The 13208-nt window shown below is 66.3% G+C and carries 13 protein-coding genes and 1 riboswitch; of the genes, 7 read left to right on the top strand and 6 right to left on the bottom strand.

All coding sequences use genetic code 11. The features are described 5' to 3' along the window. Window positions 1-367: 367 nt before the first annotated feature. Window positions 368-706 (bottom strand): hypothetical protein, encoded by a 339-nt coding sequence (locus YH64_RS06010; protein WP_039882806.1) that lies wholly within the window; start codon window positions 704-706, stop codon window positions 368-370. 462 nt (window positions 707-1168) lie between these two features. Next, window positions 1169-2176 carry a sodium:calcium antiporter gene (locus YH64_RS06005; protein ID WP_046803482.1) on the bottom strand — a complete coding sequence of 336 codons (1008 nt, stop codon included), beginning with the start codon at window positions 2174-2176 and terminating at the stop codon, window positions 1169-1171. 80 nt (window positions 2177-2256) lie between these two features. Then, a riboswitch (yybP-ykoY riboswitch) is annotated at window positions 2257-2420 on the bottom strand. 136 nt (window positions 2421-2556) lie between these two features. On the opposite strand from YH64_RS06005, the gene YH64_RS06000 reads away from it, so the two are divergent. Then, the gene (locus YH64_RS06000) at window positions 2557-3903 is read left to right on the top strand and encodes an aminopeptidase P N-terminal domain-containing protein (protein WP_046803483.1); all 1347 of its coding nucleotides are present in this window, start codon (window positions 2557-2559) and stop codon (window positions 3901-3903) included. Between the two features lie 73 nt (window positions 3904-3976). Here the strand turns inward: YH64_RS06000 and YH64_RS05995 are convergent, their stop codons facing one another. Next, window positions 3977-4465 (bottom strand): TM2 domain-containing protein, encoded by a 489-nt coding sequence (locus YH64_RS05995; RefSeq protein ID WP_082134374.1) that lies wholly within the window; start codon window positions 4463-4465, stop codon window positions 3977-3979. 78 nt (window positions 4466-4543) lie between these two features. Here YH64_RS05995 and YH64_RS05990 point away from each other — a divergent pair, with 78 nt between their 5' ends. The 6 genes from YH64_RS05990 to ruvA all read left to right on the top strand — a co-directional run bounded on the left by YH64_RS05990 (window position 4544) and on the right by ruvA (window position 10019). Further along, window positions 4544-5740 (top strand): UbiH/UbiF/VisC/COQ6 family ubiquinone biosynthesis hydroxylase, encoded by a 1197-nt coding sequence (locus YH64_RS05990; RefSeq protein WP_046803484.1) that lies wholly within the window; start codon window positions 4544-4546, stop codon window positions 5738-5740. Between the two features lie 72 nt (window positions 5741-5812). Further along, the gene (gene dusB, locus YH64_RS05985; protein WP_046803485.1) at window positions 5813-6838 is read left to right on the top strand and encodes a tRNA dihydrouridine synthase DusB; all 1026 of its coding nucleotides are present in this window, start codon (window positions 5813-5815) and stop codon (window positions 6836-6838) included. Window positions 6839-6874: 36 nt separating this feature from the next. After that, complete coding sequence (locus YH64_RS05980) at window positions 6875-7114, top strand: helix-turn-helix domain-containing protein (RefSeq protein ID WP_006217670.1); 240 nt, start codon at window positions 6875-6877, stop codon at window positions 7112-7114. A 105-nt stretch (window positions 7115-7219) separates the two neighbouring features. Then, window positions 7220-8809: a bifunctional phosphoribosylaminoimidazolecarboxamide formyltransferase/IMP cyclohydrolase gene (purH, locus tag YH64_RS05975; RefSeq protein ID WP_046803486.1), complete on the top strand. Its 1590-nt coding sequence runs from the start codon at window positions 7220-7222 to the stop codon at window positions 8807-8809. Further along, window positions 8809-9357: a crossover junction endodeoxyribonuclease RuvC gene (gene ruvC / locus YH64_RS05970; protein WP_046803487.1), complete on the top strand. Its 549-nt coding sequence runs from the start codon at window positions 8809-8811 to the stop codon at window positions 9355-9357. Before purH ends, ruvC begins: the two co-directional genes overlap by 1 nt. An 89-nt stretch (window positions 9358-9446) precedes the next feature. Next, entirely contained in the window at window positions 9447-10019 is a 573-nt protein-coding gene (gene ruvA / locus YH64_RS05965) for a Holliday junction branch migration protein RuvA (RefSeq protein ID WP_046803488.1), read from the top strand. Here the strand turns inward: ruvA and YH64_RS05960 are convergent. The 3 genes from YH64_RS05960 to ruvB all read right to left on the bottom strand — a co-directional run bounded on the left by YH64_RS05960 (window position 10016) and on the right by ruvB (window position 13171). Beyond that, window positions 10016-10936 carry a complex I NDUFA9 subunit family protein gene (locus YH64_RS05960; protein ID WP_046803489.1) on the bottom strand — a complete coding sequence of 307 codons (921 nt, stop codon included), beginning with the start codon at window positions 10934-10936 and terminating at the stop codon, window positions 10016-10018. The two genes, ruvA and YH64_RS05960, sit on opposite strands and share 4 nt — an antisense overlap. Window positions 10937-11040: 104 nt before the next feature. Further along, complete coding sequence (locus YH64_RS05955; protein ID WP_046803490.1) at window positions 11041-12006, bottom strand: threo-3-hydroxy-L-aspartate ammonia-lyase; 966 nt, start codon at window positions 12004-12006, stop codon at window positions 11041-11043. 91 nt (window positions 12007-12097) lie between these two features. Further along, window positions 12098-13171 (bottom strand): Holliday junction branch migration DNA helicase RuvB, encoded by a 1074-nt coding sequence (ruvB, locus tag YH64_RS05950; RefSeq protein WP_046803491.1) that lies wholly within the window; start codon window positions 13169-13171, stop codon window positions 12098-12100. Between the last annotated feature and the right edge of the window lie 37 nt (window positions 13172-13208).

The raw sequence follows: 13208 nt of genomic DNA, 5'->3' as shown, positions 1-13208 counted from the left end.
CGCCGGCCACGCGGGCAGGAACGGACCACGGCCATGATGGAAAGCCGTGGGTCCGCCCATGCGGGCGTGCGCAGGCACCGGGGCAATGTTGCCGGTGTCCGGATCGCGGTGAATCGCGCCGGAGTGCAAAAAACGGAAAGGGAGCTAGCTGGGAATCGAAACCGGCGCCGTGGACGCGTTCGTCAGTGGGACGCGGTAAGGCCGGGGATTCAATGCTGCGGAGTCCGTCGGAACCGGAAGTCTGTCCGGCCGGTCGGCTCGCAGGCGAGAAGACAGGTCAGACAGGCATGCCGGCGCCATGCACTTGGCGCAATCGAGGGTCGGGGTCTAAGGCACTAGGCATGATCTCTCCTGGGACAAGTGGGCGTTACGCAGCCATTGCGGCGGCTTGCGCGCCGAAATGCACGTGGCGCACGGCGGGGTTGGCGCTGAGGCGGCGCGCTTGCGACATCAATTCAGCACGCAGTTCGGGCGGGCAATTGACGGTGATGCAAGCCGATGCCAGGTTGGGGTCGCGGCCTTGGTCGACCTGCACTTGCGAGACATCCAGGCCGGCGGCGCTGAAGTCCAGGCAGATCTGTTTGCGCAAGGCGCCCAGTTCGTCGCGCGGGCAAATGACCGTCAAACGCGACGTGCCGCGACGGCGGCCCAGGGCGGTGGCACGGTCTACGCCGGCGCGGCGTAGGAACAAGTCGAAGAAACGCATAACGACCTCCATTGCGAAAATGGGGAGCGTGATCGCGAGTACGCGTGCAGCCGGACGCAGCGCATGGCAAACGCGCACAAAAGACGTGCACGAACGCTGACGCTGCGACTAGCGGCGGTTCTGGCGGTTTACGTTGGGGAATTTCCCGGCAAGCCGAAGGCTTGCGCTATTGCCCGGGGTGGAACCCTGGGCTTGGGATACGCCGCAACCTGTATGACAGGATGCGGCAGATGGAGCTCTGCGTGTTTCCTGTCAGACAGCGATGTCGATGCAAGATCGACTACTTTCGCCGGAATCGGTATTCACGAAGACTGCTCCTGGGATGGATAACGGACGGATTTTACGCGGGTTTCCACTGATGGACAAGGTTTTTGCGGTGCAACGACGCAACTGATGCAAAAAAGAAAAGCGGCGCGGGCCTGGCAGGCCGGGCGCCGTGTTTTCCGTTCAGGCCAGTTGCTGTCAGGCGTAGAAATGCCAGCCCAGATAGGCCGCGAACAGGGCATAAAAACCGCCCACCGCCGACAACGCGGGCACGCTCATGACCGAGCGGCGAAAGCGCAGCCACAACAGGCCGATCGACAGCATCGTGAACAGGCCCGCCGCCAGCAAGGGCGCATCCAGCAGCCACGGCGTCATGAAAATACCGAGCGCGCTGGGTATGGTGGCCTGGATCATCATGGCGCCCGAAATATTCGCCAGCGCCAACCGTTCCTTGCCCTGCCGGACCCAGATCAGCGCATTCATGATTTCGGGCAGCTCAGTGGCCACGGGCGCCAGCAACAAGGCGGCCACGTGCGGGGACGCGCCCATGGCGACGCCCAGCAGCTCGATCTGGTTGACGAACACGTGCGATGCACCGGCAATCACCACCAGCGCCAGCACCGTTTGCATCGCCGCCCAGAACATCGACGGGTCGGTGTCGCGGGGCCGCAGCTTAAGCGGTTCGAGGTCTTCGGAATCGGCCCGTTCTTCGTCATGGCTAAGTTCGCGTTTGACGTACATGCCGTAAGTGGCCAGGAACAGAATGCCCAGCCAGGGCTTCCAGGCAAAGGCCAGCAGGCCCAGCCCCACCTTGAAAACGAAAATGCCCATGAACCAGGCCTGGTCGCGGGCCAGCCGGCGCTGGTCCGCGTTGATACAGTTGGCTTTTTCCGGCTGGCCTCCACGGCGGGCGCGCCACAGCGCGATGCCCACCACGGCGTATGCCAGGGTCGCCAGCACCAGCGGGCCGCCCATGGCTGCGCCGACGCCGATGTCTTTCTGTTCAGGGGTGTCGCCGAACACGACGGCCATGAAAGTGACCGCGCTTTCGGGCAAGGCCGTGCCGAAGGCCGCCAGCACGGTGCCGGTAGCGGTAGCGCCCAGGTGGAAGCGGTGTCCGACCCATTCAACGCCATTGACGAAGAATTCGCAGGCGAAATAAATCACTGCCGCGGACAGGAAAAACAGGAACAGGGTGAGCAACATATGAACGCAGCCGGACGAGCAGAAACCAATTGGCGCGACGCAACGGCTCGCCCGGCTAGGGTGAACGCTACGCGGCCAAAGGTCTCGCCTGGCTGATCCATGCGGCGGGCGGGCCGCTTGCATGGAAACCGTTAGCGCCATGGAGTTCTAGCAACCGCTACGCGGCACTGAACCACCAAGTCTGTTGACGCTAACTCCTTTGGGGACAAAGGATGGCTACTCCCCAATGACAGAGCCGCGATTGTAGCAGCGCAAATCGCGCCGTCCAGTCAAATTCGCCTGGACCGCGCCGGTTGGCTTTCTGCTGTTGTGCGCGCGCGATAGCGGGGTAAAGTAAGCCGCATCCCTCACCTTTCGCGGGGCTCGCGCCCCTGCCCGCCATGAGCCTGCCTCCCGCCGACATCGCTCCCTTTGCCGCCCGCCGCCAACGCTTGATGGAACGGATGCGCGCCGACGGCGGCGGCATCGCCATCTTGCCGACCGCCCCCGAGGCGATCCGCAACCGCGACGCCGAGTTCCCTTACCGCCACGACAGCGACTTTTTCTACCTGACCGGTTTCACCGAGCCGGCAGCCTGGCTGGTACTGATCGCGGGCGCCACGGATCGCGCGCTGTTGTTTTGCCGGCCGCGCCATGTCGAACATGAAATATGGGAAGGCAAGCGGTTCGGCCCCGAAGCGGCCGCCGATTATTTCGGCTTTGACGACGCGCACCCGATCGATGCGCTGGACGAACTGATACCAAAGCTGATGCTGGACCACCCCACGCTGTATGCGCCCCTGGCCGGCGACAAGCATCGCGACGGCCGCCTGCATCGCTGGCTGTCCGCCGCGCGTGATGCGGGGCGGGCCGGGCATGCGCCGCCCAGTCGGCAACAAGACATTCGACCGTTGCTGGCGGAAATGCGGCTGATCAAGGACGCCTCTGAAATCGCCAGCATGCGGCGCGCCGCCAAAATATCGGCCGGCGCGCACGCCCGCGCCATGCGCGTGGCCCGCCCCGGCATGCACGAATACGAACTGGAAGCGGAACTGCTCTATGAATTTCGCCGCCACGGCGCCCAGGCCGTGGCCTACAACAGCATCGTCGCGGCGGGCGCCAACGCCTGCGTGCTGCATTACCCGGCAGGTGAAGCCGTGCTGCGCGACGGCGACCTGGTGCTGATCGACGCGGGCTGCGAAGTCGACAGCTACGCCAGCGACATCACTCGGACCTTTCCCGTCAACGGGCGCTACAGCGGCCCGCAGCGCGCGCTGTACGACCTGACCGTGGCCGCGCAAGAAGCCGCGGCGGCGGCCACCGCGCCCGGGCGCACCTTCAACGACGGCCACGACGCCGCGTTGCGCGTGCTGGCACAGGGCATGATCGACTTGAAGCTGCTGAAGGGGTCCCTGGACGGCGTGCTGGAATCGGGCGACTACAGCCGCTTCTACATGCACCGCACCGGCCATTGGCTGGGGCTGGACGTGCACGACGTGGGCGATTATCGGCAACCCGGCCCCGCCCAGCCCTCCGGCGACCGGCCGTGGCGCACGCTGGAACGGGGCATGATGCTGACGATCGAACCGGGCATCTACGTGCGCCCCTCGGACGATGTGCCGGAAAGCTACTGGAACATCGGCATCCGTACCGAGGACGATGCGCTGGTTACCGATGAAGGCTGCGAATTGATCACGCGCGGGGTGCCGGTGCAGGCATCCGAAATCGAAGCGTTGATGCGCGAATAGGGCCGCCGGGCGGGGGCGGAAAGCGCAGCAGGCCGTGGGCAGCGATGAGCGCCGCGGCGGACAGCATCCCGCGCTACAGCACCAGCCCGTCCAGCCAGCCCATGGCGACCCAGACGTAGACAACGACCATCGCGATGGCGAACATCGACACCACCGAACCCACCAGGCAGGCCAGCAGCGCCACCAGCACCGGGCCCCAGCCCGTGGATGTGGGCCGCCCCAGGTCGGGGTTGTAGCGCCGGTCGAATTTCTCGTCGGACATCAGCGAGAACACGGCGCTTTCAATGAAGCCGTCGATCATCGGGATGAACAACAGGAAGAAGGCCGGGTTGTCGTACCAGACGGGGTAGAAGCGAAACGCGCAGAACAGGCTGACGATGGCCAGCAGCGTTACCGCCCAGGCGTAGCGGCGGCCCAGGTACCACCAATGCGCGCCAAACGAGCCGAACAGGCAGGCCAGCAGCCCCACGGCGACCTTGCCGCGCGGGCGGCGGGCGGTGGCGGATGCAGTGGCGCTAACCGATGCAGCGGACACCGAAGAAGAAGCCTGAACCTGCGTCATGTCGATCAACCGGGAAGGGTTACGCGCGGCCCGCCGCGCTGGCTGTGCCGGATTGTAGTGGACGGTTAAAATCCCGGCATGACTGCATCCGCCTTCGATATCGCGATTCTTGGTGCCGGCCCCGTGGGCCGCGTACTGGCCCTGATGCTGGCGCGCGTCGCGCCGGACCCGTCGCGCATCGCCCTGCTGGCGGGCAGCGTTCCGGCAGCGGCCCCCGCCGCGGGATCGCCCGCCGCGGGATCGCCCGCCGCCACCATTCCCGCCGCCGATCCGCGCGTGCTTGCCATGAACCACGGCAGCCGCGTGTTGCTGGAGTCGTTGCTGGCGTGGCCGGATCGCTCGGCCGACATACGCAACATCCATGTGTCGCAGCGCGGCCGGCTGGGTCGCACGGTCATTCAAAACACCGATTTCAACGTGCCTCAGCTGGGCAGCGTGGTGGCCTATGCCGGCTTGCACGCCAAGCTGGACGAACGCGTGGCCGCCTGCGGCGTCACCGTGCTGTCCGGCCCCGCCGCGCAGGTCGAACGCCAGGACGCCGACGGCGTGCGCATCGCGCAGGGCGACAACACCCTGCTGTGCCAGGTGGCCGTGCAGTCCGACGGTGCCGGCGCCACGGACCTGCGCCGCGATTACGGCCAGCATGCCGTGCTGACCACGGCCCACGCCACGCTGCCGCGCCGGGGTTGGGCCTGGGAACGCTTCACCGCCGAAGGGCCGCTGGCCCTGTTGCCCCATCCGCAAACGCCCGATGCGTACTCGGTGGTCTGGTGCAGCGCCCCCGAACGCGCCAACGAACTGGCCGCGATGGACAACGCCGCGTTCTCGGCAGCGCTGACGCAAGCTTTTGGCGACCGCCTGGGCCGGCTGTCGAGCCAGTCCCCGCGCCACGTCTTCCCGCTGGCGCTGGCGGCCCGGCGCGCCCAGGTGCAAGGGCGCGTGGTGGCCATCGGCAACGCCGCGCAGACGCTGCACCCCGTGGCCGGCCAGGGCCTGAACCTGGGCCTGCGCGACGCCGCCCGCCTGGCCCAGACGCTGGCCGGCTGGCTGGCGCAGCCGGAATCCAGTCCCACCGCGCGCCTGACGGAATTCGCACAGGCGCGGCAGGTCGACCGTTTCATCACCGCCGGCCTGACCGATTTGATGCCGCGCGTGTTCGCCACGGGGCTGGCGCCCGTCGAGCACGCCTGTGGACTGGCCTTGCTGGGCATGGACCTGGCTTCGCCCCTGCGCGCCCCGCTGGCCCAGCACTTGTTGCAGGGCTTTCGCGCCTGAACCGCGCCGCTTGTTACCAAGCTGTCGGCCTCTGAAAACAGGGGTCCGATTCGAGCCGGTTAAAATGTGACCATGCGCATAGGCCAATGGACCCTTCCCAACAACGTTCTTGTCGCGCCCATGGCGGGCGTGACGGACCGTCCGTTCCGACAACTTTGCAAGAAGTTGGGGGCGGGCTACGCCGTGTCCGAGATGGCCGCCAGCAACCCCAAGCTATGGGATAGCGTCAAGACGTCCCGGCGGCTGAATCATGATGGCGAGATCGCCCCTATTTCGGTCCAGATCGCGGGCGCCGACCCGGCCATGATGGCCGAGGCCGCCGTCTTCAACGCCGGCAAGGGCGCGCGCATTATCGACATCAACATGGGCTGCCCGGTCAAGAAGGTGTGCAACGTGGCGTCCGGGTCCGCGCTGCTGCGCCACGAAGACCTGATCGTCCGCATCCTGGACGCCGTGGTCTCGGCCTGCGCGCCGCTGGGCGTGCCGGTCACGCTGAAGACCCGCACCGGCTGGGACCGCGACAGCCGCAACGCGCTGCGGGTGGCCAAGCTGGCCGAAAATGCCGGCATCGCGGCGCTGACGCTGCACGGCCGCACCCGCGCCGACCTCTATACGGGCGAGGCGGAATATGACACTATCCGCGCCGTCAAGGCCGAGCTGACCATTCCCGTGATCGCAAACGGGGATATCGACTCGCCTGAAAAAGCCAAGCACGTCCTGGATTACACTGGCGCCGACGCGGTCATGATTGGCCGGGCGGCACAAGGCCGTCCCTGGATCTTCCGCGAAATCGATCACTATTTGCGCACGGGCGAGTCACTGGCCCCTCCCTCCTATGGGGAAATGCGCGAGCTGTTGCTTGAACATCTCGACGACCATTACCGGTTTTATGGCGAGCACACCGGCGTACGCACGGCGCGCAAGCATATTGGCTGGTATCTGGACGGCCTGCCGGGGGCGGATTCGTTCTGCGCCCACATGAACCTGATCGACAATACCCGCGACCAGTGGCGGGCGGTGTCGGATTGGTTCGATACCCTCTCGCGCGACGGAGAGCCCCATCCGGCGCCGGTCGCAGAAGCCCTGCTGGCGGCATAACCGCCTCAACACCAACATAAAAATATCTGTACTCAAATGAGCAAGAAAGATGTCCTGGAAGAATGCGTGCGCGCCAGCCTGGAGCGCTATTTCGAAGACTTGGGTGAATCCGAGCCCCACGATATGTGGGACATGGTGATGCGCTGCGTGGAACGCCCGGTGCTTGAAGTGGCGCTGGAGCGGTCGGGCGGCAACCAGTCGCGCGCATCCGAAATGCTGGGCATCACCCGCAACACCCTGCGCAAGAAGTTGCTGGCGCACAATATCCAGGTATAGCTTTTTCAAGAAGGACGGCCCCCCGGCGGGCACCGTCCTTTCCTTCGCAGATTCCCATCCCGACCTGAACGAGAAAGGCCCACCGCCCGACTCCCGTCCCCCACCATGAAAATCGAAACCGCCCTGCTTTCGGTGTCCGACAAGACCGGCATCGTTGAATTTGCCCGCGCCCTGGCCGCGCGTGGCGTGCGCCTGCTGTCGACCGGCGGCACCGCCAAGCTGCTGGCCGACTCCGGCCTGACCGTCACCGAAGTGGCCGCCCACACGGGGTCGCCGGAAATCCTGGATGGCCGCGTCAAGACGCTGCACCCCAAGATTCATGGCGGCCTGCTGGCCCGTCGCGACAGCGCCGAGCACATGGACACCATCAAGGCGGCAGGCATCGACCGCATCGACATGCTGGTGGTGAACCTGTATCCGTTCCGTGAAACCGTGGCCAAGCCCGATTGCACGTTCGCGGACGCCGTCGAGAACATCGACATCGGCGGCCCGGCGATGCTGCGCGCGGCAGCCAAGAACCACGGCACCGAAGCGGGCGGCGTGACGGTCGTGATCGACCCGGTCGACTATTCCCGCGTGCTGGCCGAAATGGACAAGAGCGGCAGCACGTCCTACGGCCTGCGCCTGGCGCTGGCCTCGAAGGTCTACGCCCACACGGCGGCCTACGACGGCGCCATCGCCGCCTACCTGACCAGCCTGACCGAAGCCGAACCGGCCCAGGAAGCGGTGCCCGCCCGTAACGAATGGCCCGGCACGCTGACCTTGCAGGTCAAGCAGGAACAGGCGCTGCGCTACGGCGAAAACCCCCACCAGACCGCCGCGTTCTACGTCGACGCGCAGCGTCCGGCCGGGCTGCTGGGCAACTACCGCCAATTGCAGGGCAAGGAACTGTCCTACAACAACATCGCCGATGCCGACGCGGCATGGGAATGCGCGCGCAGCTTCGATGTGCCCGCCTGCGTCATCGTCAAGCACGCCAACCCGTGTGGTGTGGCCGTGGCGGCCGACACGCTGGGCGCCTACCAGCAAGCCTTCAAGACCGACCCGACGTCGGCCTTCGGCGGCATCATCGCCTTTAACCGTCCGGTGGACGCGGCCACGGCCGAAGCCGTCAGCGGCCAGTTCATGGAAGTGCTGCTGGCACCCGCCTACGACGGCGCCGCGCTGGCCATCCTGGCCGCCAAGAAGAACGTGCGCGTGCTGGAAGTGCCGATGGGCGTGGGCCAGAACGCGTTCGACATCAAGCGCGTGGGCGGCGGCTGGCTGGTGCAGACCCCGGACGCCTACAACGTGCCGCGCGATGCGCTCAAGGTGGTCAGCAAGCGTCAGCCCACCGAACAGGAAATGAACGACCTGGCTTTCGCCTGGAAGGTCGCCAAGTACGTCAAGTCCAACGCCATCGTGTTCGTGGGCGGGGGCATGACGCTGGGCGTGGGCGCCGGCCAGATGAGCCGCATCGACTCGGCCCGCATTGCGTCGATCAAGGCAGAAAACGCCGGCCTGACGCTGCAAGGCTCGGCCGTGGCGTCGGATGCGTTCTTCCCGTTCCGCGACGGCCTGGACGTGGTGGTGGCGGCGGGCGCAACCTGCGTCATCCAGCCGGGCGGCAGCATGCGTGACGATGAAGTCATCGCCGCGGCCGACGAGCACGGCATCGCCATGGTGCTGACCGGCACCCGCCACTTCCGCCACTGATGCGCGTCCTGGGCATCGATCCCGGCTTGCGCCGCACCGGCTTCGGTGTGATCGATGCCGAGGGCTCGCGGCTGCGCTATGTCGCCAGCGGGACCATCGTGGTCCCGCCGGCGCTGACGCTGGCCGAGCGCCTGAAAGTCATCCTGGACAATCTGCGCGAGGTCGCGCGCGACACGCAACCCGATGTCGCGGCGCTTGAAATCGTTTTCCTGAACACCAACCCCGCGTCTACCCTGCTGCTGGGCCAGGCCCGTGGCGCCGCGTTGTGCGCGCTGGCCGACAGTTCGCTGGCGGTGCATGAATACACGGCCTTGCAGATCAAGAAAGCCGTGGTCGGCACCGGCCGCGCCGCCAAGGAGCAGGTGCAGATGATGGTGCAGCACCTGCTGTCGCTGGACGGCGTGCCCGCGCCCGACTCCGCCGACGCGCTGGCCTGCGCCATCTGTCACGCCCACGTCGGCCCCTTGCAGGACAAGCTGGAACGGCTGGGCACGGCGCTGCGCATGGGCGGCAAGACGCGCCTGCGCAATGGCCGCCTGATCGGCTGAGCCCGCAGCGCACCGCCTGCCCGGGCGTATAGAATGCCCGCATTCGCCGCGCATTCCGCGCGCGCCATTGCTACCAGGCCATCATCACCATGATCGGACGCATTACCGGAACCCTGATTGAAAAGCTGCCTCCCACCATCTGTGTGGACGTGGGCGGCGTGGGGTATGACATCGACGTGTCCATGAGCACGCTGTATTCGCTGCCGGAGACCGGCGCGCGCGTCACGCTTTATACACACCTGACCGTGCGTGAAGACGCGCACATCCTGTATGGCTTCGGCACCGCCGGCGAACGCAGCGCGTTTCGCCAGCTGATCAAGGTCAGCGGCATTGGCGCGCGCACCGCGCTGTCGGTGTTGTCGGGGATGTCGGTGGCCGACCTGGCGCAGGCCATTACCTTGCAGGAATCGGGCCGCCTGACGCGCGTGCCCGGCATCGGCAAAAAAACGGCGGAACGCCTGTTGTTGGAAATGCGCGGCAAGCTGGGCGCGGATATCGGGGCGTCGTCGCACGCCACGCCGGACAACCAGTCGGACATTTTGAACGCCCTGCTGGCGCTGGGTTATTCAGAGAAGGAGTCGCTGTCGGCGCTCAAGACCCTGCCCGAAGGCGTGGGCGTGTCCGACGGCATCAAGCAGGCATTGAAGGCGTTGGCGCGCTAAGGCGCCCGCTGTAGGTAGCGTGGCGCCACGGCTTCCAGGCCGGTCGGCACCACGCGCAATTCAGGCGCCATCGGCCCCACGCAGACGTTATCGCGGCGCAGGGAATCCAGGTTGTCGCGCGACATCAAGGGTTCGCCGGGCATGCACTCGAACAGGCGCGCCTGGATGCGCCCCACGCCCATCGGCACCGGTACCACCGGGCGCGGATGGCCGCTCCAGGCCGCGCACAGCCGCGCAATTTCACCCAGCGTGTAAACCTGCGGGCCGCCCAGTTCATAGGTCTTGCCACAGGTCTGGGAATCGCCCAGCGCGTTCGCCATGGCCACCACCACGTCGCCCACATACACCGGCTGCATGCGCGCGTTGGCGCCCGCCAGCGGCAAGACCGGCAGCCAGCGCGCCAGCGACGCAAACATATTCGTGAAGTTGTCGTCCGGGCCGAAGATCACCGAGGGCCGGAAGATCGTCCATCCCGTATCGTTGGCGGATGGGAATTCGCTTTTGACAGCGGCCTCGCCGTCGCCCTTGGAACGCTGGTACATGCTGTCGCCCTGGGAATCCGCCCCCAGCGCGCTCATGTGCAGCAGGCGCCGAACCCCGTGACGTTGGCACGCACGCGCAATGCGTTGCGGCAGATGCACGTGCGCCCGCGCGAACGCCGAACCATAAGGCCGGCCGACGTTGCCGTGCAAGATGCCGACAAGATTGACCACCGCGTCGCAGTCCCGCACCAGGCGGTCCAGCACGGCATCGTCATGGATGTCGGTCTGGATCAGCGTGGTGGTCGGAAGGACTTGCAATTCGCTGCCGCGCGCCAACAGGCGGGTGGGCACGATGATCTGGTGCAGGTCGGCGGAAAGTCGGGCAATCAGGTGACGGCCGATGAAACCGGTGCCGCCGATGACAAGGATACGCATGCCGCAGCCCCTGTTCGAGTCAGGATCGAGACCCGATTCTGCCCTGCACGGGCAACAACCGCAAGCACGCATCGACGGCCCGGGGACGAGCCGCCACTTCCGCGTCAGGACGCCAGTAGCCGGGAGTAGACCGGAAGGTCGACATTGCCACCGCTGATGATGACACCGACCCGCGCGCCGCTTACCGGCACCACGTTTTGCATGACCGCCGCGGCGGCCAGGCAGCCCGTGGGTTCCACCACCATCTTCATGCGTTCGGCAAAGAACTTCATGGTGGTGACCAACTGCGCGTCCGTGACGGTGACGATATCGCGCACATACTTCTGGATCAGCGGGAACGTCAGATTGCCAAGGTGCGTGGTAGCGGCGCCGTCAGCCAGCGTCTTGGGCGCGGGAATCCGGACGATTTCACCCTTGCGCAGCGACTGCTGGCCATCATTGCCCGCTTCCGGCTCAACGCCGTACACCAGGCAACGCGGGCTTAGCGCAAACGCCGACAGGGCCGATCCCGACAACAAGCCGCCGCCGCCCAGGCAGACAAAAAGATAGTCCAGTTCGCCCACTTCCTCGAACAACTCCTTGGCCGCCGTGCCCTGCCCCGTGATCACGTCTTCGTGGTCGTAAGGCGGGATCAGCGTGGCCCCGGTTTCGGCCTGGATGCGCAGCGCGATCTGCTCGCGGTCTTCGGTGTAGCGATCGTAGGTGACGATCTTGCCGCCGTAGCCTTCCGTGGCGGCGCGCTTGGCCGCGGGGGCGTCCAGCGGCATGATGATCGTGGCCGACACGCCTTGCAGCTTGGAAGCCAGCGCGATGGCCTGCGCGTGATTGCCCGACGAAAACGTCACCACGCCCGCCGCGCGCTGCTCCGGCGTCAGGCGCGCGATGGCGTTGTAGCCGCCGCGAAACTTGAACGCGCCCATGCGCTGGAAATTCTCGCACTTGAAGAAGATCGACGCGCCGCTGATCGCGTCAGCCGTGGCCGAGGTCAGGACGGGCGTGCGGTGGGCGTTGCCGGCCAGGCGCTCGCTGGCGCGTACGACGTCATCATAGGTAGGCAGTTCGGGCAGCATGGAAATCTGGTCCTTTGATCGCGGGAATGTCGAAAAACCCCAGGATCATAAACCCGTCACGCCGATTGCGCCGCCCGCCGAGGCGACTAGCCTATTTGTTGAACAGGTCGCCGCTGCCGGTGGCCGCGCCCGCCGGTGGCGCCAGGCCCAGATGGCGCCAGGTGGACAGCGTGGCGGTGCGCCCGCGCGGCGTGCGTTGCAGGTAGCCGTGCTGGATCAGATAAGGCTCGATCACGTCTTCGATGGTGTCGCGTTCTTCGCCGATCGCGGCGGCCAGGCTGTCCACGCCGACCGGGCCGCCATCGAACTTGTGGATGATGGCTTCAAGCAGCTTGCGGTCCATCAGGTCCAGGCCTTGGGGGTCCACTTCCAGCATGGCCAGCGCGCGGCCCGCGACGTCGGCGTCGATGGTGCCGCTGGCCTTGACCTCGGCGTAGTCGCGCACGCGGCGCAGCAGGCGGTTGGCGATGCGGGGCGTGCCGCGCGCTCGGCGTGCCACTTCCGCCGCGCCGTCCGGCGTGATGACGGCGTTCAGCAAACCCGCGCTGCGGGTCACGATGTGGCCCAGGTCCGTGGCGTTGTAGAACTCAAGCCGCGACACGATGCCAAAACGATCACGCAGCGGGTTGGTCAACATGCCGGCTCGCGTGGTGGCGCCCACCAGCGTGAACGGTTGCAGGTCCAGCTTGACGCTGCGCGCGGCCGGGCCTTCACCGATCAGGATGTCGATCTGGAAGTCTTCCAGCGCCGGGTAGAGAATTTCCTCGACCACGGGCGACAGGCGGTGGATCTCGTCGATGAACAGCACATCGTTCTTTTCCAGGTTGGTCAGCAATGCCGCCAGGTCGCCGGGGCGTTCCAGCACAGGGCCCGACGTCTGGCGCAGTTGCACGCCCATTTCATGCGCAATGATGTGGGCCAGCGTGGTCTTGCCCAGGCCCGGGGGGCCGAACAGCAGCACGTGGTCCAGCGCCTCGCCGCGCTTGCGCGCGGCCGCGATGAAGATTTCAAGCTGTTCGCGGGCGCGCTGCTGGCCGACGTATTCCTGAAGGGCCTTGGGCCGCAGGGCGCGCTCGATCGATTCCTCGTTGGGCGACACCGGCTGCGGCGCCACGATACGAGGGGCGTCGGGACGAGAGGAAAGGGAATCGGACTGAATGGCCATGGTGCGAAAAACGACAAGGGACGAAGCAGGATGCATC

Source organism: Achromobacter sp. LC458 (assembly GCF_001005835.2).
GTDB classification, from domain to species: Bacteria; Pseudomonadota; Gammaproteobacteria; order Burkholderiales; family Burkholderiaceae_B; genus Achromobacter; species Achromobacter spanius_B.
This window is presented reverse-complemented; position numbering and strand designations above follow the sequence as displayed.

Bases quoted from the DNA above. Each gene is read 5' to 3' on its own strand.
- purH (WP_046803486.1), top strand. From the start codon at position 7,220: ATGAAAATCGAAACCGCCCTGCTTTCGGTGTCCGACAAGACCGGCATC.
- ruvA (WP_046803488.1), top strand. From the start codon at position 9,447: ATGATCGGACGCATTACCGGAACCCTGATTGAAAAGCTGCCTCCCACC.
- dusB (WP_046803485.1), top strand. From the start codon at position 5,813: ATGCGCATAGGCCAATGGACCCTTCCCAACAACGTTCTTGTCGCGCCC.
- ruvB (WP_046803491.1), bottom strand. From the start codon at position 13,171: ATGGCCATTCAGTCCGATTCCCTTTCCTCTCGTCCCGACGCCCCTCGT.
- YH64_RS05955 (WP_046803490.1), bottom strand. From the start codon at position 12,006: ATGCTGCCCGAACTGCCTACCTATGATGACGTCGTACGCGCCAGCGAG.
- YH64_RS05980 (WP_006217670.1), top strand. From the start codon at position 6,875: ATGAGCAAGAAAGATGTCCTGGAAGAATGCGTGCGCGCCAGCCTGGAG.
- YH64_RS06010 (WP_039882806.1), bottom strand. From the start codon at position 706: ATGCGTTTCTTCGACTTGTTCCTACGCCGCGCCGGCGTAGACCGTGCC.
- YH64_RS05990 (WP_046803484.1), top strand. From the start codon at position 4,544: ATGACTGCATCCGCCTTCGATATCGCGATTCTTGGTGCCGGCCCCGTG.
- ruvC (WP_046803487.1), top strand. From the start codon at position 8,809: ATGCGCGTCCTGGGCATCGATCCCGGCTTGCGCCGCACCGGCTTCGGT.
- YH64_RS06000 (WP_046803483.1), top strand. From the start codon at position 2,557: ATGAGCCTGCCTCCCGCCGACATCGCTCCCTTTGCCGCCCGCCGCCAA.
- YH64_RS05960 (WP_046803489.1), bottom strand. From the start codon at position 10,936: ATGCGTATCCTTGTCATCGGCGGCACCGGTTTCATCGGCCGTCACCTG.
- YH64_RS06005 (WP_046803482.1), bottom strand. From the start codon at position 2,176: ATGTTGCTCACCCTGTTCCTGTTTTTCCTGTCCGCGGCAGTGATTTAT.
- YH64_RS05995 (WP_082134374.1), bottom strand. From the start codon at position 4,465: ATGACGCAGGTTCAGGCTTCTTCTTCGGTGTCCGCTGCATCGGTTAGC.